This window comes from Propionicimonas sp. (genome assembly GCF_047606205.1).
Classification (GTDB): Bacteria; Actinomycetota; Actinomycetes; order Propionibacteriales; family Propionibacteriaceae; genus Propionicimonas.
The window spans coordinates 1-18,202 of sequence record NZ_JASGES010000079.1 but is presented as its reverse complement, the minus strand read 5'-3'; the positions used below and the strand labels follow the sequence as shown (position 1 = coordinate 18,202).

Annotated in this window: 21 protein-coding genes; 1 reads left to right on the top strand and 20 read right to left on the bottom strand. The window is 72.3% G+C overall.

The window, feature by feature from the left end:
* On the bottom strand, positions 1–791 hold a 791-nt coding region (locus QM633_RS05325), incomplete at its 3' end, for a helix-turn-helix transcriptional regulator (RefSeq protein WP_415152693.1).
* Between the two features lie 66 nt (positions 792–857).
* Here QM633_RS05325 and gluQRS point away from each other — a divergent pair.
* Positions 858–1,742: a tRNA glutamyl-Q(34) synthetase GluQRS gene (gene gluQRS, locus QM633_RS05320; RefSeq protein WP_415152692.1), complete on the top strand. Its 885-nt coding sequence runs from the start codon at positions 858–860 to the stop codon at positions 1,740–1,742.
* Between the two features lie 112 nt (positions 1,743–1,854).
* Here gluQRS and QM633_RS05315 read toward each other — a convergent pair whose 3' ends face one another.
* The 19 genes from QM633_RS05315 to QM633_RS05225 all read right to left on the bottom strand — a co-directional run.
* The gene (locus tag QM633_RS05315; RefSeq protein WP_415152691.1) at positions 1,855–2,850 is read right to left on the bottom strand and encodes an FKBP-type peptidyl-prolyl cis-trans isomerase; all 996 of its coding nucleotides are present in this window, start codon (positions 2,848–2,850) and stop codon (positions 1,855–1,857) included.
* Between the two features lie 193 nt (positions 2,851–3,043).
* On the bottom strand, positions 3,044–4,384 hold the full coding sequence (locus QM633_RS05310) for a proteasome accessory factor PafA2 family protein (RefSeq protein ID WP_415152690.1): 1,341 nt from the start codon (positions 4,382–4,384) through the stop codon (positions 3,044–3,046).
* Positions 4,385–4,489: 105 nt separating this feature from the next.
* Positions 4,490–5,218: a pseudouridine synthase gene (locus QM633_RS05305; RefSeq protein WP_415152688.1), complete on the bottom strand. Its 729-nt coding sequence runs from the start codon at positions 5,216–5,218 to the stop codon at positions 4,490–4,492.
* On the bottom strand, positions 5,215–5,859 hold the full coding sequence (gene scpB, locus QM633_RS05300; protein ID WP_415152687.1) for an SMC-Scp complex subunit ScpB: 645 nt from the start codon (positions 5,857–5,859) through the stop codon (positions 5,215–5,217). The genes QM633_RS05305 and scpB overlap by 4 nt, the downstream gene beginning before the upstream one ends.
* Positions 5,856–6,692: a segregation and condensation protein A gene (locus tag QM633_RS05295; RefSeq protein ID WP_415152686.1), complete on the bottom strand. Its 837-nt coding sequence runs from the start codon at positions 6,690–6,692 to the stop codon at positions 5,856–5,858. The genes scpB and QM633_RS05295 overlap by 4 nt, the downstream gene beginning before the upstream one ends.
* Entirely contained in the window at positions 6,689–7,039 is a 351-nt protein-coding gene (locus QM633_RS05290; protein ID WP_415152685.1) for a hypothetical protein, read from the bottom strand. The genes QM633_RS05295 and QM633_RS05290 overlap by 4 nt, the downstream gene beginning before the upstream one ends.
* Positions 7,024–7,926: a ParA family protein gene (locus QM633_RS05285; protein ID WP_415152684.1), complete on the bottom strand. Its 903-nt coding sequence runs from the start codon at positions 7,924–7,926 to the stop codon at positions 7,024–7,026. The genes QM633_RS05290 and QM633_RS05285 overlap by 16 nt, the downstream gene beginning before the upstream one ends.
* Before the next feature lie 293 nt (positions 7,927–8,219).
* Complete coding sequence (locus tag QM633_RS05280) at positions 8,220–9,155, bottom strand: site-specific tyrosine recombinase XerD (protein WP_415152683.1); 936 nt, start codon at positions 9,153–9,155, stop codon at positions 8,220–8,222.
* Positions 9,139–9,828: an NUDIX domain-containing protein gene (locus QM633_RS05275; RefSeq protein WP_415152682.1), complete on the bottom strand. Its 690-nt coding sequence runs from the start codon at positions 9,826–9,828 to the stop codon at positions 9,139–9,141. The genes QM633_RS05280 and QM633_RS05275 overlap by 17 nt, the downstream gene beginning before the upstream one ends.
* A 3-nt stretch (positions 9,829–9,831) precedes the next feature.
* A complete protein-coding gene (locus QM633_RS05270) occupies positions 9,832–11,493 on the bottom strand; it encodes a CTP synthase (RefSeq protein WP_415152681.1) in 1,662 nt (553 codons plus the stop codon).
* Positions 11,494–11,573: 80 nt separating this feature from the next.
* The gene (locus QM633_RS05265) at positions 11,574–11,915 is read right to left on the bottom strand and encodes a hypothetical protein (protein ID WP_415152680.1); all 342 of its coding nucleotides are present in this window, start codon (positions 11,913–11,915) and stop codon (positions 11,574–11,576) included.
* 14 nt (positions 11,916–11,929) lie between these two features.
* Positions 11,930–13,615, bottom strand: coding sequence for a DNA repair protein RecN (gene recN, locus QM633_RS05260; protein WP_415152679.1), 1,686 nt, complete (start codon positions 13,613–13,615; stop codon positions 11,930–11,932).
* Positions 13,616–13,636: 21 nt separating this feature from the next.
* Positions 13,637–14,569, bottom strand: coding sequence for an NAD kinase (locus QM633_RS05255; protein WP_415152678.1), 933 nt, complete (start codon positions 14,567–14,569; stop codon positions 13,637–13,639).
* 10 nt (positions 14,570–14,579) lie between these two features.
* Positions 14,580–15,326 carry a TlyA family RNA methyltransferase gene (locus QM633_RS05250; protein WP_415152677.1) on the bottom strand — a complete coding sequence of 249 codons (747 nt, stop codon included), beginning with the start codon at positions 15,324–15,326 and terminating at the stop codon, positions 14,580–14,582.
* The gene (locus tag QM633_RS05245) at positions 15,323–15,487 is read right to left on the bottom strand and encodes a hypothetical protein (RefSeq protein WP_415152676.1); all 165 of its coding nucleotides are present in this window, start codon (positions 15,485–15,487) and stop codon (positions 15,323–15,325) included. Before QM633_RS05245 ends, QM633_RS05250 begins: the two co-directional genes overlap by 4 nt.
* 10 nt (positions 15,488–15,497) lie before the next feature.
* Entirely contained in the window at positions 15,498–16,112 is a 615-nt protein-coding gene (locus tag QM633_RS05240; RefSeq protein ID WP_415152675.1) for an energy-coupling factor transporter transmembrane component T family protein, read from the bottom strand.
* A complete protein-coding gene (locus tag QM633_RS05235; protein ID WP_415152674.1) occupies positions 16,109–16,810 on the bottom strand; it encodes an energy-coupling factor ABC transporter ATP-binding protein in 702 nt (233 codons plus the stop codon). The genes QM633_RS05240 and QM633_RS05235 overlap by 4 nt, the downstream gene beginning before the upstream one ends.
* A gap of 1 nt (position 16,811) precedes the next feature.
* Positions 16,812–17,402 (bottom strand): biotin transporter BioY, encoded by a 591-nt coding sequence (locus QM633_RS05230; RefSeq protein ID WP_415152673.1) that lies wholly within the window; start codon positions 17,400–17,402, stop codon positions 16,812–16,814.
* Positions 17,403–17,450: 48 nt separating this feature from the next.
* The coding region (locus tag QM633_RS05225; protein WP_415152672.1) for an HAD-IIA family hydrolase at positions 17,451–18,202 on the bottom strand (752 nt) is incomplete at its 5' end.

The window sequence follows — 18,202 nt, the reverse complement described above, 5'->3', positions numbered from 1 at the left end:
GCGCCGGTCGTCGCCTCCGCGGGGCGGCCGCGTCGGCGCAGCTGCGGCGCCCGACCCGGCCGGATCGCGAGCAGTGCCTCGGCGTCCGGACGCCCGGGCTCGAGGCTCAGCCACGCCGCCTCGATGTCGATATCTGGCACGGTGTACCCACCCGGACGCCGGAGGCGCTGCGCCGGGCCGTCGACCCGGGCCACCTTGAACACGCGCGGTGCGTCCTTGTCCCGGTCGCGCCCCAGCAGATACCAGGCGCCGCGGCGGTAGGTCATCGCCCACGGCTCGACCTGGCGCTGCTCCCCCTTGTACCCGAACCGGATCGGGATCCGGGCGATCGTTGCCTCCCAGATGCTGGCGAAGGCCGGCTCTCTCGCCTCCAGGGACGGCGACAGGGCGGCCAGCCGGGCAGGGTCAGGATCGACCCCCGCCGCCCTCAGCTTGGCCAGCGCCGTCACCGCCTGTTCGGCCTGGGTCGCCGACTCCCACACGGTGGCGGCCAGGCCCAGCGCCGCCGTCTCCGCAGAGGTGAACTCGATGGCGGGCAGCTCGAAATCCATCCGGTTGATCCGGTAGCCGACCTCGTCGGGGAAGAACGCGTTGTTGCTGCCGGTCTCGACCGGGACCCCCATCGCGCGCAGGTCGTCCTTGTCCCGCTCGAAGGTGCGCTCGAACGCCGCGTCGCTGAGGTCGTGGTAGCCCTCGACGACCTGGCGGATCTGCGCCTTCTCGATGAAGCGGCGCGCCATCAGCAGACAGATCGCGAGGTTCATGATCCGTTCGGACTTGCGGGGCGCCACCCCGGTGACGTTACCGGATCTGGTTGACTGAAACGCGCACATCCACTACTCCGCGGGAGGTTGCCGGTGGCCGGACGCTTCGCCCCGAGCCCCACCTCCGACCTGCACCTGGGGAACCTGCGCACCGCACTCGTCGCCTGGCTGCTCGCCCGCTCCACCGGGCGCGCCTTCCGGCTGCGGATCGAGGACCTGGACACCCAGCGGGTGAGGGCGGCGGGCGAGGTCGCCGAGCGCCAGCAGCGCGACCTCGCCGCCCTCGGTCTCGACATCGACCCTCCGGTCGTGTGGCAGTCCCGCAGGACCTCCGCCTATGCCGAGGCCGTGTCGGCGCTGGACACCTATCCCTGCTACTGCACCCGCCGCGAGATCGCCGAGGCCGCGTCCGCCCCGCACGGGGACGGCTACCGGCCCTACCCCGGCACGTGCCTGCGGCTGTCCGCGTCCCACCGGGCCGAACGGGAGGCGACCCGGGCGCCGGCGCTGCGGGTCCGCGCGGGCGGGGCGAACAGCACGGTGGTGGATCTGTGGGCCGGCCAGGTCAGCGGGGTCGTCGACGACTTCGTGGTGGTCCGCAACGACGGCGTGGCCGCCTACAACCTCGCCGTCGTCGTCGACGACCTGGCGATGGGCATCGACCAGGTGTGCCGCGGCGACGACCTGCTCTCCTCCTCCCCACGCCAGGCGTGGCTGGCCCGGCAACTGGGGGGCGAGCCCCCGCTGTACGCGCACGTCCCGCTGGCCGTGAACGCGCGGGGGGACCGGCTTGCCAAGCGGGACGGAGCAGTCACCCTGGCCGACCAGGCGGCCCTCGGGCTGGGGCCGCGGGCCGTGCTGGGCCTGCTCGCCGTGTCGCTCGATCTCGCCGATCCCGGCGAGCAGGTCACCGCCGCCGGACTGCAGCAGCGGTTCGATCCGGCGCTGCTGCCGCGCGAGCCGTGGGTCGTCGGCTGAGCCCGGCGTGGAGGGCCGACCAACTCAACGGGGCACGTTTCACACCGAGTTCGGGGGGGAGACGTCACGCGCCGGCGACCCCTGATCGCCCCGCCGTCGGGCAGCGGCCGGGCTACTCCGCGCTCGCCGTGGTGAACAGGATGTCGACCACGTACACGACCGTGTCCCCGGCCTCCACCGGCGGGTTGTTGCTCCCCTTCGGGAAGCCGTCGTCGGGCGGCAGCACGAGCAGCACGCGGGATCCGACCGGCTTGCCGACCAGCCCGCTCTGCCAGCCGGGGATCAGGTCGGAGAGCTTGCCGGTGGTCGGGGTCGCGAAGCCGTCGTCGATCAGCTTGCCGGTCTTCCACGAGTAGCCGACGTAGCGGGCGGTGATCGTGTCGCCCTTGGCGACCTTGGTGCCGGAGCCCTTGATCAGGACGGTCGAGGACATCGAGCTCGGAGCACTGCTGGAGGGAATGGTCACGGTCGGCTTGTCGGCGGCGCCGCCGGTCACGGTCGGCAGTCCGGACGGCGGGGTGAGCTGCGCGCCCTCGGGCTGGGTCACCGACACGTCCAGGATGTCCACGACGAAGATCAGCGTGTCGCCGACCTCGATGCCGGCGCCGGAGTTGCCGCCCGCGGCGTCGTACGCGTCCGCACCGGGCATGGCGATCACCACACGGCTGCCCGCGCGCTGCCCGGTCAGGCCGGTCTTGAAGCCGGTGATCACCTGGGCGAGCGAGAACGTGGCCGGGGTGCCCCCGGAGTACGACTCGTCGAAGCTCTTCCCCGTCCTCCCGTCGACGCCGTAGTAGTGGACGGTGACGTAGCCGTCGGCGCTGGCCTTGTAGCCGGTGCCGGGGTCGAGCACCTCGACGCGCGTCTTGTCGATGACGAACGGGGTCTTGAAGGTCACGGTCGGCTGCTTGAGCTGCTTGCCCTTCACCCTGATCCCGTCGAGGGAGTCCTGCACCTTTGCGCTGGCCGTGGGGGTGGCCGAAGCGGTCGGCGTCGCCGACGCGGTGGTGCTGGCCGATGCCGAAGGCGACGGGGTGGCGGAGGGGTTGCTGCAGGCGGCGAGCGCCAGCAGGCAGGCGAGGACGGGGATCACGCGGGTACGAGGCACCCGGAGAGGATACCGAACCCTGCTATGCCCGGCGGTCACCGCAGCGGGGGCCAGCCGCAGTGCGTGGTGCGTGACGGCGAGCTGCCCGGCTCGAGTGGTCGTGCCCGCGTCCGGCAGCCCGACCATCAGGTCCAGCGTGACGCCCGCCGGTGGCTCGACGGTTCGGGGAAGGAGAGCCGACCCGTCCAGCTCCCTATCCGGCCAGCGCTGCGAGCAGGTCGTCGAGCTCGCGCGAGCGCGCGGCCAACGGATCGGTGAGCAGCACCGTCGAGTCCGACGGTCGTCCCTCGGCGTCGGGCAGGCCGTGCACGGTGCAGGTCTGCCAGTCCACGGTGTGCCGCAGACCGCGGCGACGGGCGGCCTCGAGGAAGGCGGACCGGGCCGCAGCCCTGGTGTCGCCGGGCGGTTCGGCCAGGGCCCGCTCCACGTCGACCGGGGCGGTGAGCCGCCGCACGGCACCCGACGCCTCCAGCAGCCCGAACGGACCGCCCAACTCGTGGAAGGCGAGGTCAAGCTGCGCGAGCCTCGGGTGGTCGGCAGCGAGCCGGCGACGATCCCCGAACTCCTGCAGCAGACGCCTCTTGGCCACCCACTCCACGGTGTCGGCGACCCGTTCGGGATCGCGGGCGAGAAAGGCATCCAGCACCTCCGCCCACAGCTGGGCGACCGGCGGCTCGGTGGCGTCACCGGCCAGGTCCAGATGCGCTCGCTGCACCTCCACGGCACTGAGCCGCCGACCGTCGGCCAGGTCGAGCGGCGCCCACGGGTCCCTGGCGACCTGATGCAGCGCCGCGCCCGGGTCGGCCAGCCGGAACGCGGCCAACCGGGGATCCGGCCCTTCGGGCCGGTCGAGCAACTCCAGGACGGCGGCCGTGGTCCCCACCTTCAGCGCCGCGGACGGCTCGACCACATTCGAGTCGCCCGCGAGCACGTGCAGCCGCCGGAATCGCGACGGGTCGGCCAGCGGCTCGTCCCTGGTGTTCACCAGCGGACGGGCGCGGGTGGTCAGCGCCGACAATTGGGCGTGCAGGTGGTCGGCCCGCTGGCTGATCCGGAACTCGCCCCGCACCCGGCGTCCCGACCCGCACAGCAGCTGCCGGGTGACCAGGAACGGGGTGAGCAGGTCGACCGCCGGCCCGAGGTCGAGTGCGCGGCTGACCAGATAGTTCTCGTGGCAGCCGTAGGAGTTGCCGAAGCTGTCCACGTTGTTCTTGAACAGCCGGAACCTGACCTGCGTGCCCTGCTCGGCGGCAAGAGCCGTCGCCCGGGCGGCCAACCGTGCGACCAGCACGTCCCCGGCCCGCTCGGAGACCAGCAGTTGCCGAAGGCTGCGGCACTCCGGCGTGGCGTACTCGGGATGCGAACCGACATCGAGGTACAGCCGGCCGCCGTTGCCGAGGAAGGCGTTGGTCGAGCGGTGCTCGGCGACGACCGGGCGGAAGAGCAGTTCGGCGGCCTCCGGTGCGCTGAGCCGCCGTCCGCCGGCCCGGGCGCTCAGCCCGTACTCGGTCTCCACGCCCAGCACCCGTTCCACGCCGACCATTCTCGCCGAGGGCTCGCCGAGGTGTCCGGGAGCGTCCAGGACGGCACCGTGGGGACACCTGGGGGGTCAGGGCGGACGCCTGGCCGGGCGCGCGCCCTACAGCTTCACCAGATCGAGCAGGGCGCCGATCTCGTCCCTGGTCAGGTCCCGGACGGCCCCCGGCTTCAGGTCGCCGAGCTTCACCGGCCCGATCGCGATCCGGGACAACTTGCGGACGGGGTGGCCGACCGCGTCCAGCATGCGCCGCACGATCCGGTTGCGCCCCGAATGCAGGGTGATCCGGATCAGGCTCCGGTCGCCGAGGCCCTGGACCAGTCTGGCCTGGTCCGCCTGCACGGGACCGTCGTCCAGCTGGATGCCCGAGCGCAGTCGCTTCAGCGTGGCCTCGCTCACCTGGCCGGTCACCTCGGCCACGTAGGTCTTGGACACCTCGTAGGACGGGTGGGCGAGGCGCTGGGCGAAGTCGCCGTCGTTGGTGAGGATCAGCAGCCCCTCCGTGTCGGCGTCGAGCCTGCCCACGTGGAACAGCCGGCCGTGCTCGCCGAGATAGTCGGCGACGGTCGGACGCCCGTGCGGGTCCTCCATCGTGGAGACCACGCCGCGAGGCTTGTTCAGGACCACGTACTCGTGCGCCTGCTGCGGGGGGATCCGCCTGCCGTCGACCCGGATCACCGCCGTGGCCGGGTCGACCCTCAGGCCCTGCTCCCGCACCACTTCGCCGTTCACCTCGACCCGGCCCCGGAAGATCAGGTCCTCCGCCGCGCGGCGGGACGCGACGCCGGCCTGGGCCAGCACCTTCTGCAGGCGGATGCCGTCGGTGCTCATTCGGTCCCCTCCGAGTCCCGATCGGCTCGCGGCCGGTCGGCCGCGTCCGGGGCGTCCTTCGCATCGAGCGGGAGTGGCTCGTCGCTGCCGTGGCCGGCCAGCCCGGCGAGCTCTGCCTCGAGGGCGGACGCGTCCGGCAGGTGCGGCGCGAGCGGCGGCAGCTGGTCGAGGCTGACCAGCCCCATCCGTTCCAGGAAGTAGGTCGTCGTCCCGAACAGGCGGGCGCCGGTCTCCTCGTCACGACCCACCTCCTCGATCAGGTCCCGGGTGGCGAGCGTCCGCATCACGCCGTCGACGTTGACCCCGCGCACGGCGGAGACCCGGCCCCGGGAGATCGGCTGGAGGTAGGCCACCACAGCGAGTGTCTCCAGCGCGGCCTGGCTGAGCGTGCCGCGCTGCCCCTCCAGCAGCCACCGACCGATCACCTCCGCGTGTTCTTCCCGCGTGTAGTAGCGCCAGCCGCCACCGACGCGGCGCAACTCGAAGCCCCGTCCGGTCTCGTCGTAGAAGGCGGCCAGCCCGGCCAGGCACTCCTCCACCTCGCCGACCGGTGCGTCCACGGCCTCGGCCAGGTCGCCGGAGGGCACCGGCTCGGTCGCCATCAGCAGCAGTGCCTCCACGGCCCCTGTGATCCCGCTCACTTCTCGTCCTTCCCGACGTCGGTGCGACCCTCGTCGAACTCGGCGCCGATCCGCTCGGCGTCCACTTCCGCGCCGAGCCAGCGAATGGTCAGCTCCCCCAGCGGGGTCAATTGCTCGAAACCGACCGCCTTCTCCCTGAACAGCTCCAGCAGCGCCAGGAACCGGGCGACCACGACGAGCCTGTCGGAGGCGTCCGCCGTCAGCGCGCGGAAGGTCGCGGTGGGATGCTCGCGCAGCCGGCGCACGATCTCCTCCGCCTGCTCGCGTACGCTCACCAGCGGCATGTGCAGGTGTTCCAGGCCGACCAGCGGTGGGTCCTTCGGGGTCAGTGCGCGACCGGCCAGCACCGCGATGACGTCGGCGAAACCGTCGAGCTCCACCTCCGGCAGCAGGCTGGCGAAGCGCTCCTCCAGCCCGCCGGGACGGGGGTGCCGCCGGGCCTGCGCGGCCAGCGTCCGGCCCAGCCAGCCGCTGACGATCTTGAACGCCCGGTACTGCAGGAGCCGCGCGAAGAGCAGGTCGCGGGCCTCCAGCAGGGCGAGGTCCTCCGCGTCCTCGACCTCACCCTGGGGCAGCAGCCGGGCGGCCTTCAGGTCCAGCAACGTGGCCGCGACCACGATGAACGAGCTGGTCTGGTCGAGATCCCACGCCGAGGCGCCCTGGCTGGCCTGGAGCTGCCGGATGTGCGCGACGAACTCGTCGGTCACCGTCGACAGCGCAACCTCGGTGACGTCCAGCTTGTGCCGGGAGATCAGCTGCAGGAGCAGGTCGAACGGCCCGGAGAAGTTGGTCAGGTGGACGGTGAACTCCTCCTGCGCGGCGAGCAGGCTCACGGCGTTCCGAGACCGCGGACCAGGTCGGAGTCGCCGCCCCGCGCGGCCAGATCGGCCATCGCCAGCACGATCGCCGTGCGCACGATCCTGCCGCGATCGACGGCGACCCCGTGCTCGGCCCTGAGCGTGAGCCGGGCCTGCTCGAGGGCGAGCAGTTCGTCGCTGCTCACGTAGACGGTGATCTTCTCGTCGTGACGGACCCGACCCGACCCCTGCGGCGCCGCGCCCTCCTCGCTCGGCGCCTCGCCGCTGCGGGCGGCGGGCCCGGCAGCGGCACCGGTGGCGTCCGCGACAGAGGTCGGCCGAAACAGCTCGGCCGCTCCGGGCAGGCCTACGCGCCGGGGCATCGGGCGAGCACCTCCCTGGCCAGCATGCGGTACGCGGCCGCCCCGGGAGACGACGGCGCGTAGGTGGTGATCGGTTCGCCGGCGACCGTGGTCTCGGGGAACTTGATCGTGCGCCGGATGACCGTGTGGAAGACCGTGTCCCCGAACGCCTGCACCACCCGTTCAAGCACCTCGCGGCTGTGCAGGGTGCGCGCGTCGTACATGGTGCCGAGAATGCCGAGGGTCTCCAGTTCTGGGTTGAGCCGGTCCTGGACCTTGTCGATCGTGTCGGTGAGCAGCGCGATCCCGCGCAGGGCGAAGAACTCGCACTCCAGCGGCATCAGCACCTTGTCGGCCGCCGTCAGGGCGTTGACGGTGAGCAGGCCGAGGGAGGGCGCACAGTCGATCAGGATGATGTCGTAGTTGTGCCGCACCTTCGTCAGCACCCTGCGCAGGGTCTGTTCTCGAGCCACCTCGGAGACGAGCTGGACCTCCGCCGCCGACAGGTCGATGTTGGACGGCAACAGGTCGAGCCCATTGACGACCGTGTGCGTGATCACGTCCTCGGCGACGGTGTGCTTGTTCAGCAGCAGGTCGTAGATGCTGGTCTCCAGGGTGTGCGGGTTCACGCCCAGCCCCACCGACAGCGAGCCCTGCGGGTCGAAGTCGACCAGCAACACCTTGCGTCCGGTCTCGGCCAGTGCCGCGCCGAGGTTGATCGTCGTGGTGGTCTTGCCCACCCCGCCCTTCTGGTTGCACATCGCGATGATCAGGGCACGTCGCGGCTTGCCGGGATCTGGCGCCGTCGGCTCCGGAAGATCGGGCAGCGGACGCCCGGTCGGGCCCAGCTCGCCCGCCGCCAACGTCGGGTCGGGTTCGATCAGGGCAGGGGTATCGGTGTTGCTCACCCGGTCACTCTAGGCCCAAATGTCGACAAGTCTCCTCCGCCGCGCCAGAGTGCATCTGCGATCACCCCGAGCTGTCGCGATCTGACCGCTCCGAGTGCCCCACGGTGCTCACACATCACGCTCGTGAACTCGAGTGGCCAGATCGCGACCCGCGAGCCATGCCGCACCGGGTCACGGTGGTGCAGGCACCAGAACTGAGACATGTCGTGGTCTGGCCGCTCTGGCGCCGAGGTGTGACGGGCGAGAACGGTGGGACCGACAGACTGGCCAGATCGCGTCAACTGCGACCGGGATCACCGGGCGCGAGGGTGCGCCGAGAGGAACACCTCACGGAGGTGCTCGACGGTGACCAGCGTGTAGATCTGGGTGGTCGTCACCGAGGCGTGGCCGAGCAGTTCCTGGACCACCCGGACGTCGGCGCCCCCGTCGAGCAGGTGGGTCGCGAACGAGTGCCGCAGGGTGTGCGGGGACACATCGACGCTGAGGTGCGCGGCCTCGGCGGCCTTCTGCAGCACGCCGTAGGCGCTCTGCCTGCTGAGCCGCCGGCCACGGGAGTTCAGCAGGAGGGCGGGGCTGGGCCGCGCGGATGCCTGAGCGAACGCCGGGCGCCCCCGCACGAGCCACGCCTGCACCGCGGCGCGGGCGTAGGAGCCGACCGGCACCAGCCGTTCCTTCCGCCCCTTGCCGAACAGGCGCAGGCCCGCGTCCGGGTCGCCCAGCAGTGGCTGCACGTCGTCGACGTCCAGGTCGGCGACCTCGGAGACCCGCGCCCCGGTCCCGTACAGCAGTTCGAGGAGCGCGGCGTCGCGCAACCCGGCCGGCGTCGTCGTGTCCGGGGTGTCCAGCAGCGCCTGGACCTGATCGATGTCCAGCGCCTTTGGCAGGTGGCGGGCGGCTTTCGGCGGCTTCACCGCCACCGCCGGATCCTCGCCGGTACGCCCCTCGGCGGCGAGGAACGAGTGGAACGAACGGACGGCGACCAGCGCCCGGGTCGCGCTGGAGACCGACAGGGGCGTGCGCCCGCCCGCGGGTGCCTGGAGGTCGGCGAGGAACGCGCTGACATCCGCCTCGGCGACGAGCGTCGCGTCCTCGATCCCCCGCGCGGCGAGGAAGGCCGTGTAGCGGGCGAGGTCGCGGCGGTAGGCGGCCACGGTGTGCGGGGAGGCTCCGCGCTCGACGGTCAGGTGGTCGAGGTAGGCGCGGACGAGCTTCTCAGCCGGCGTGGCCATCGAGTCCGGCCAGCTCCGCGTTGTGGGCGTCGCGGGCGGCCCTGGCCGGCCACGGGGCGTCCGCGGCACGCAGGTCGTCCAGCCGTCCGGACAGGCGCGCGACCTCCAGGGCCAGCACCCCGGACACCATGGTCGGGTTCTCCAGCCTGCCCGCGAGGATCGCGGCGACGAGGTCGCGACGTTCGGCCCAGGCGACCTCCATGTGGGCCTCCTCGTCGTGCGCGACGAACCCGTCCGGCACAGGGGCAGCAGCCAGCTCTCGCGCGAGGTAGATCCGCAACGACTCCTGGCCCGCGCCCGGTGAGGTGAACACGTCGACGAGGACGCGCCAGTCGCCCGCCTGCAGCCCCGCCTCCTCGGCCAGCTCTCGCTGCGCAGCGGCCAGCCAACTCTCGCCGTCGGCGTCCAGCAGCCCGGCGGGCGGCTCGAGGAGTTCGAACGAGACCGGGTGACGGTACTGCCGGACGACCGCGATCCGGTCTTCCGCGTCCCAGGCGACCACGCCCACCGCGCCGGGGTGCAGCAGGTACTGGCGGTTCATCAGTCCACCGTCGGGAACCTGCACGGCGTCGTTCACGAAGTCCGACACCGCCCCGCTGCCTCGCACCTGGTGGGAGACCACCGGCCAGGCCAGCGGGCGGTCGGTCACCTCTTCAGCGGCGAGGACGTGCACGCCTCACTCACCGTCCTCGGGCAGCCGCGAGGACAGCTTGCGCTTCAGTGCCGCGTCGATCAGCCCGACGAACAGCGGGTGCGGCTGGGTCGGACGCGACTTCAGCTCCGGGTGCGCCTGCGTGCCGATGTAGTAAGGGTGCTGGGCGCGGTCGAGCTCGACGAACTCGACGAGGTGCCCGTCCGGGCTGGTGCCGGAGATCCGCAGGCCGTGCGCCTCCAGGTCGTCGCGGTAGGCGTTGTTCACCTCGTAGCGGTGGCGGTGGCGCTCACTCACCCGGGTGGAGCCGTAGCGCTGGGCGACGAGCGAGCCGGGCACCAGCTCCGCGGGATACGCACCGAGCCGCATGGTGGCGCCCATGTCCCCCTTGCCGGACACGATCGCGACCTGTTCGGCCATGGTTGCGATCACCGGCGCCTTGGTGTCGGGCTCGAACTCTGTGGACGCCGCGTCCTCCAGCCCGAGCAGGTCTCGGGCCGCCTCGATCACCATGCACTGCAGGCCCAGGCACAGCCCGAGCGCCGGCAGCTGGTTCTCCCGCGCATAGCGCAGCGCACCCAGCTTGCCCTCCACGCCACGGATGCCGAATCCGCCGGGGACGCAGATGCCGTCGACGTCACCGAGCTCCTCCGCCGCGCCGGCAGGGGTCTCGCAGCTGTCGGACGCGACCCAGCGGATGTTCACCTTGGCCCAGTTCGCGAAGCCACCCGCGCGGAGCGCCTCGGACACGCTGAGGTAGGCGTCGGGCAGGTCGATGTACTTGCCGACCAGCGCAATCGTCACCTCCTCCTTGGGGTGGTGCACCCGCTCGAGCAGGTCGTTCCACTTCGTCCAGTCGACGTCGCGGAAGGAGACGCCCAGGCGCCGGACGACGTACGCGTCCAGCCCCTCGGAGTGGATGACCCGAGGGATGTCGTAGATGCTCGGGGCGTCGGGGCAGGAGATCACGGCCTCCTCGTCCACGTCGCACATCAGGGCGATCTTGCGCTTGACGCCGGTCGGAATGTCCATGGACGCGCGGCACACGATCGCGTCCGGCTGGATGCCGACCTGGCGCAGCGCGGCGACGGAGTGCTGGGTGGGCTTGGTCTTCAGCTCGCCGGACGGGCCGATGTAGGGCACCAGCGAGACGTGCAGGAAGAACGCGTTGTCGCGCCCGACCTCGCGGCGCACCTGGCGCGCGGCCTCCAGGAACGGCAGCGACTCGATGTCGCCGACGGTGCCGCCGATCTCGTGGATGACGACGTCGACGCCGGGGCCGGCCATGGCCAGCATCTCGTCCTTGATCTCGTTGGTGATGTGCGGGATCACCTGCACGGTGTCGCCGAGAAAGTCGCCGCGGCGCTCCTTGGCGATCACGTGGCTGTACACCTTGCCGGTCGTGACGTTCGCCTCCGCGTTCAGCGGCACGTTCAGGAAGCGCTCGTAGTGCCCGATGTCGAGATCGGTCTCCGCCCCGTCCTCGGTGACGAACACCTCGCCGTGCTGGAACGGGTTCATCGTGCCCGGATCGACGTTGAGGTACGGGTCGAGTTTCTGCATCGTGACCCGCAGCCCGCGGGCGACCAGGAGGCTGCCCAGGCTGGACGCGGTCAGCCCCTTGCCCAGTGAGGAGACGACTCCCCCGGTGACGAATACATGCTTGGTCTGAGTCGAGTTACCCACGGGCCTCCAGCCTAGAGGGTGCGGGGCCTTCCCCACCACGTCGACGCTCCGCGGGACGGCGAGGTCGGTGCATTGCCGGCTCAGGGAATGTCGTGCTCGAACACGGCGGCCGGTCTGCCCCCGACGTCGTAGAAGATCCACGGCGTCCGGTAGCTGTCCTCAGGGTCCTGGCCGTTGCCGTCCTCGTTGACATAGGTCACGAACTCGGTGGTCGTCAGCACCCGGGCGGGCCCCTCCGGCGGGTAGAGCGCCACGACCTCCGGCATCCGCAGGGTCTCCCACTTCGCCACCGGGTTGAGGGAGGGGTCTTCGTCGTTGCCGTCGCTGTACCGCTCGCTCCGGACGACCTTGTCGATCGTCAGGGTCAGGGTGCGGTCCCACCGGGCGTCGGGGTTGTAGGACGCATGCCGAATGAGGGCCATGAACACCTCAACGGTCAGCTCCGGACGCTCGCGAGCAGCTCCCTGGCGTGCGCGAGCGCGGAGTCGCTGGACTCCAGGCCGCCCATCATGGTGGCGAGGACGTCGAGCCGGTCGGTGTCGGTGACCAGCCGGACGCCGCTGGTGGTCACCGATCCGTCGTCGGACTTGGCGACCACGTAGTGCCGATCGGCGAACGCCGCCACCTGCGCGAGATGGGTGACCACGATCACCTGGCAGCGCTCGGCCAGCCGGGCCAGCCGGCGTCCGATCTCGAGAGCGACCGCGCCGCCGACGCCCGCGTCCACCTCGTCGAACACGAAGGTCTCGCCCCTCGCCTCGGTGGCGAGCACGACCTCCAGCGCGAGCCGCACCCGGCTCAGCTCGCCCCCGGAAGCCACCTTCCCCAGCGGGCCGGGAGCACTGCCGGGGTTCGCGGAGAAGAGCAGGTTGACCTGGTCCGCGCCGTGCGGTCCGAGTTCGCCCGGCGTGAGCTCGAACTCCAGCCGTGCCCTCGGCATCGCCAGCGCCGCCAGCTCGCCGGCCACCAGGCCGGCGAGTTCGGACGCCGCCGCGTGGCGCAGGGCCGTGATCCGCCCGGCCGCGGCGGCCAGTCGACTGTCGAGGTCGGCGACCTTCCCCCGCAGTTCCGCGATCCGGTCCTCGCCCGCGTCCAGCCGGGTCACCCGGCCGGCCGCGTCCCGCGCCCAGGCGATCACCTCATCGACCGACTCCCCGTACTTGCGGGTGAGGTGCGCGAGCTCGGCCCTGCGTCCGGCGATCCACTCCAGCCGCAGCGGGTCGGCGTCGAGCCCCGACGCGTAGGACGCGAGCGACGACGCGACGTCGGCCAGCCCGGCGGCGGCCCCCGCGAGCTCATCGGCGATCGGGGCCAGGTCCGGGTCCGCGTCGACCGCGGGGCCCAGCGACTTCCGCGCCGCCCCGACGAGGCTCAGCGCATCGGTGGCGTCGAACGCGTCCTCCTCGCCGGCCAGCGCCACCAGCGCGGCGTGCGACGCCTGGCGCAGGTCGTCGACGGCCTGCAGGCGGCGCGCCTCGGCGGCGAGCGCCGTGTCCTCGCCGGCCTGCGGGTCGACCTTCGCGATCTCGTCCAGCCCGAACCGGAGCAGGTCCAGTTCGCGTGCCCGCTCCAGCGAGCGGGTGGTCAGCTCGGTGAGTTCTGCGGCCGCCGTCCTGCGGGCCGCGTAGTCGGCCCGGTACGCATCCAGTTCGATCGCCAGCGCAGGGCCGGCGTAGCGGTCCAGCACCTCGAGCTGGCGTTCCGGCGTCCCCAGCCGCAGTTGTTCGGACTGCCCGTGCACGGTCACCCACTCCCCGACCAGCGCAGCCCCGGTGGCCAGCGGGACCTGCGCGCCGCCGACGCTCATCCGGGACCGGTTCGCGCCCAGCTGACGCGCCACCAGAACCTCACCGTCCTCGACCTCGGCGCCGAGACCCGCGAGCAGTTCGTCCCGGCCGCTGACCTGCCAGCGACCCTCCACCAGGGCCCGCGCGGCTCCCGTCCGCACGAGCCGGGGGTCGGCCTTCGCCCCGGCCAGCAGGGCCAGCCCCGTGACGATCATGGTCTTGCCCGCACCGGTCTCTCCCGTGACCGCGGTGAAGCCGGGGCCGGGTTCGATGGTCGCCTCGCCGATCACACCCAGGTCGGCGATCCTCAGCTCATTGAGCACGGCGACGCCCACCTCCCGGCGTTGATCCTCAGTTCATTGCGCATGCGCGGCATCGCGTTCCGCAGCACCCCGCCAGCCGTCGACGGGGAGTCCGAACTTGCGCACCAGGCGGTTCACGAACGGCTGTTCGGACGTCCGGGCGACCCGGAGCCGGTGCTCGCCCCTGGTCGCCACGATCTCCTCCCCGCCGGTGACGTCGGTACTCCTGCGTCCGTCGCACCACACCACGCCGCCCGGGCCGCCGCCGGGCAGCACCTCGATCGAGACCACCGTGTGCTCGCCGAGCACCAGGGGACGCGCGAACAGGGCGTGTGCGCTCAGCGGCACCAGCAGCAGCGCGGACAGGTCGGGCCAGATCACCGGCCCGTGGGCGGAGAACGCGTAGGCCGTCGACCCGGTCGGGGTCGAGACGAGCACGCCGTCGGTCGCCCATCGCGACAGCGGACGGTCGTCGAGCCGCACCAGCACCTCGATCATCCGCTCGCGAGCGAGCTTCTCCACCGACACCTCGTTGATCGCGAACGAGCGCCACAGCTCCTCGCCGCCACGGCTCGCTCTCACCACGGTGTCGATGGTCATGCGCTCCTCGACGTCGTAGTCGGCGTGCGCCACACGCTCGATCAGGGCCGGCACCTGGGATGACTCCAACTCGGCAAGGAACCCCACGTGGCCGAGGTTCACCCCGAGGACCGGCACGTGCCGGGGCAGCGCCCACTCCGCCGCCCGCAGAATGTTGCCGTCGCCGCCGAACACCACGACCAGTTCGCAGCTGGACCCGTCCTCGCCGTCCAGTTCGCGGAGATCGGCGCCCGGCACCCGCTCGGCGAGCCGCTCCAGGTCCTCGACGGACGCAAGGCAGGTGAGGCCGCGGGCGTTGATGCCGGTCACGAACTCGGCTGCCGCCTCCAGCGCGGCCGGGCGCAAGGGGTGGATGGTGACGGCCACCTGCCGCCGCTGCGAACTCACGGGGATCACCCTAACCCTGGCCACCCACACCGGTGGCCGCCGGGACCAGGTGGACGAACCACTCCCGGTTCCCCGACTCACCCGGCAGCCCGCTCTCACCGCGCCAGGCCACGTGCCGGCCGAGCCGTGCCGCCGCCTCGAGGACCGCGGTGACGGCCCGTTCACGCAGTTCGGGATCGCGTACCACGCCGCGGTCATCCAGGCGTCCCCGGCCCACCTCGAACTGCGGCTTGACCAGGAGCAGCGCCTCGCCGGTCCGGGTCAGCACGGCGAACAGCCGCTCGAGCAGGAGCGTGAGGGAGATGAACGACACGTCGCCGACAACGAGGTCGACCGGCTCCGCGTCCAGGTCGTCCAGGGTGAGCTGGCGCAGGTTGAGCCGCTCCCGCACGACGACCCTCGGGTCGCACCGGAGCACGTCAGCCAACTGGTCATGCCCGACGTCGACGGCGTAGACGGTCTTCGCGCCGTGCTCGAGCAGCACCTGGGTGAAGCCGCCGGTGGACGCACCCGCGTCCAGCACGCGCGCAGGCACCTGAACTCCGGACGCGGCGAGCGCTCCCGCCAGCTTGTGGGCTGCCCGGGACACGTAGTGGTCGACGGCCTCGACGGTGATCCGGTCGGACCCGTCGACGTCCTGTGCGGGGCGCGCGGCGAGCCGCCCGTTCACGTGCACCCGGCCACCTCGGACGGCTTCACCGGCCTGGCCGCGAGAGCGGGCCAGCCCCCGTTCCACGAGCGCCTTGTCGAGCCTCACGAGCGCGGCGAGCGCAGCGCCTGCTGGAGCACCTCGACGGCCGCGGAGAGCTCGGCGTGATGCTCGGCGACCGGACCGTCGAGCCGGACGGCCGCGAGCGCGGCGTCGATCTCCGGCACGCCGGTGACGGGCGGCTCGGGGACGGGCGCAGACTCGGTCACGGTGCTCATTCTACGAGCCGCCGGGTTCACCCAGGCCGCGCGCGGCGAGCGCCGCGCCCGTGGCCTGCGCCTGGCCGACCGCCCGCACGACGACCGGCGTGATCAGGGCGAGCAGGTTCCGCTCCCGCCCACGCGCCCTGGCGGCCTGCCTGACCTGCTCGAAGGTGTCCAGCAGCAGGGGCACCGACCGGACCATGATCGCGACAGCGAGCCCGACGCGTTCGGGGTCGACGCCCACGATGCGGAAGGGGCGCAGCCCGACGACCAGTGCGTCGATCAGGACGGGGCCGGGCGTGGTCATGGTGAGCAGGCGGCTGGCGTACACGGCGGTGACGAGGTTGACCGAGACCACCACCGCGAGGTCGGGCTGCCCGACGGCCAGCTGATAACCGGAGAGGACGACCAGCAGGACCCACAGCGCCGGTGGCAGCGCGAGTGCGCGACGCCACCCCAGCTGCGCGGAGGTGAGGACGGCGATGGTCGCGAGCAGCGCCGCGAGGCTCGGCCCCGGCCGGCCGAGAGCCAGTGCGGGTACGGTCAGGACGAGCAGGAGCAGGTACTTCCAGCCGCTCCCGAGCCGGTGCAGCCAGGTGGTTCCGGGCACATAGAGACCGAACAGGTTCATGGCCGAACCACCCGGAGATAGGCGGCGATCGCGTCGGAAGGCGCGCCGTCGGCGACCACGCGCCCGCCGTCGACGACGAGCACCCGGTCCGCCTCCGCGGCGAGTTCGAGGTCGTGGGTGGCGAGCAGGACCTGCTGCTCCAGCCCGGCGAGGGCCGCGCGCACCCGGTCGCGGTTGCGCAGGTCGAGCAGGGTCGTCGGCTCGTCGGCGACCACGATGCGGGGTCTGGCGGCGAGCACGGAGGTCAGGGCGACCAGTTGACGTTCGCCACCGGACAGGTCGTACACGCTCTGGTCGCCGACCTGACCCAGACCACGCTCCTCGAGGAGCCGGTACGCCTCCGCGCGCCGGGCCGCCCGCCCGCGCAGGAACGGCCGCAGGGACAGTTCGACGTCGTCGGCCGGCGTGGCCAGCACGAGCTGGGAGAGCGGGTCGGTGAAGACGAATCCGACCCGCCTGCGCACCTCGCGTCCGTCCCTGCGAGTGTCCAGGCCGTCGACCAGCACCTGACCGGTCGAGGGCAGCACGAGGCCGTTGAGCAGCCGCAGCAGCGTCGACTTGCCCGAGCCGTTCGCGCCGATCACGGCGATCCGGCGCTCCCCGAGGTCGAGCGTCGTGGGGTGCAGCAGCACCCGCGTGCGCTGCTCGCCCGAGGCGGGCAGCGCCACCGTGACACCGGCTCCGGCGAGCTGGATCACCTCAGGCCGTGGCGAGCCGGCGCGCGGCGAGCAGCGCCGGGAACGCCTTGTGCACGGCCACCGCGACGGCGGCCGCCGCGAACATCTTGGCCAGGTCGCCCGGCCAGTAGGCGAGGTCGGTGAGGAAGGCGGTGGCGAACGGAAGGTGCGCGACCACCATCAGCCCCACGACGCCGGCCGCGTGGATCACCAGCGACCCGGCAAGCCCGGCGAGGAAGAACCCGAGGTACTGCGTCGCGCCCGTCCGGCCGACGAAGAGCTTCGCCAGCGCCCCGGCGACGAGTGCCCCGACCGGGAAGGCGAGCAGGTAGCCCACCGACGGCTTGGCCAGGACGGCCAGGCCTGCCGCGCCCCCGGCGAACACCGGCAGGCCCGCGAAGCCGACCGCGAGGTAGAGCAGGGTCGCGAGGAAGCCACGCCACGGTCCGAGAACCAGGCCGGCGAGAACCACGGCGAGCGTCTGCAGGGTGATCGGCACGCCGGCCGCACCCACCGGGATGGCCGGGGTCAGGGAGAAGGCGGCGATCAGAGCCGCGAACACCGCCACGAGGGCGAGATCCGTGGCCGTGCCGGGCCGGGTGGAAGTGGACAAGGGGGCTCTCCTATCGGTCGCGGGCAGGATACCCGCTCGGTCACGGGGTCAGTGGACGAGGTCCAGGCCGGCAAGGGCGTCCGAGGCGTCGAGCTCCGGGTCGTTCCACACCAGGTGGGTGAGAGCCCACAGCGCGTCGAACTGGTCCTCGGGGGTGCGGGGCGTGCCGAGCAGGCGGACGCGTCCGTCCCCGGCCTGTGCGACCTGGGTGCGGCAGGTCGCCGTCGCGTCCTGCACCACCAGGGGTCGGACGCCGCGAAGCAGCGCGCTGACGTTCGCGCCGATGTGCGTGGGCCGCTCCGGGGGGGCTGCCACGACGAGGTCGCGCTTTCCATGGGCACCGCTGAACACCAGGAGCGAGTCGATTCCCGCATTGTTGGCCCCGCTGATGTCGGTGTCGAGCCGATCGCCGACGAAGATCGGTTGCCGTGCTCCGGTGCGGCGGATGGCCTCGGCGAGCATGGGGCGGAAGGGCTTGCCGAAGGTGGTGGGCTCTCGCCCGACGACCAGCCGGACGACGGCGAGCGCCCCGCCGACGCCGGGTACCAGGCCGCGGTCGGTGGGTCGGGACGCGTCGTCGTTCGTCGCGAACCAGCGCGCGCCGCCCTGGATCGCCAGGGCGACCTCGTCCAGCATCCGCCAGGACAGGTCGGGGTCATAGCCCTGGATCACGGCGGCGGGCTTCGAGGTGGCCGTCCCGACCACCTCGAAGCCGGCGGCTGCGACGAGGCCGGCGAGGTTCCGGCTGCCGGCGACCAGCACGCGCGCGCCGGCGGGCAGGTCGGCCGTGAGCCCCGCCG

What these genes read in the sequence shown, in the direction of transcription:
- QM633_RS05305 (WP_415152688.1), bottom strand. Translation starts at nt 5,218, where the DNA reads ATGAGCACCGACGGCATCCGCCTGCAGAAGGTGCTGGCCCAGGCCGGC.
- QM633_RS05290 (WP_415152685.1), bottom strand. Translation starts at nt 7,039, where the DNA reads ATGCCCCGGCGCGTAGGCCTGCCCGGAGCGGCCGAGCTGTTTCGGCCG.
- QM633_RS05280 (WP_415152683.1), bottom strand. Translation starts at nt 9,155, where the DNA reads ATGGCCACGCCGGCTGAGAAGCTCGTCCGCGCCTACCTCGACCACCTG.
- QM633_RS05265 (WP_415152680.1), bottom strand. Translation starts at nt 11,915, where the DNA reads ATGGCCCTCATTCGGCATGCGTCCTACAACCCCGACGCCCGGTGGGAC.
- QM633_RS05240 (WP_415152675.1), bottom strand. Translation starts at nt 16,112, where the DNA reads ATGAACCTGTTCGGTCTCTATGTGCCCGGAACCACCTGGCTGCACCGG.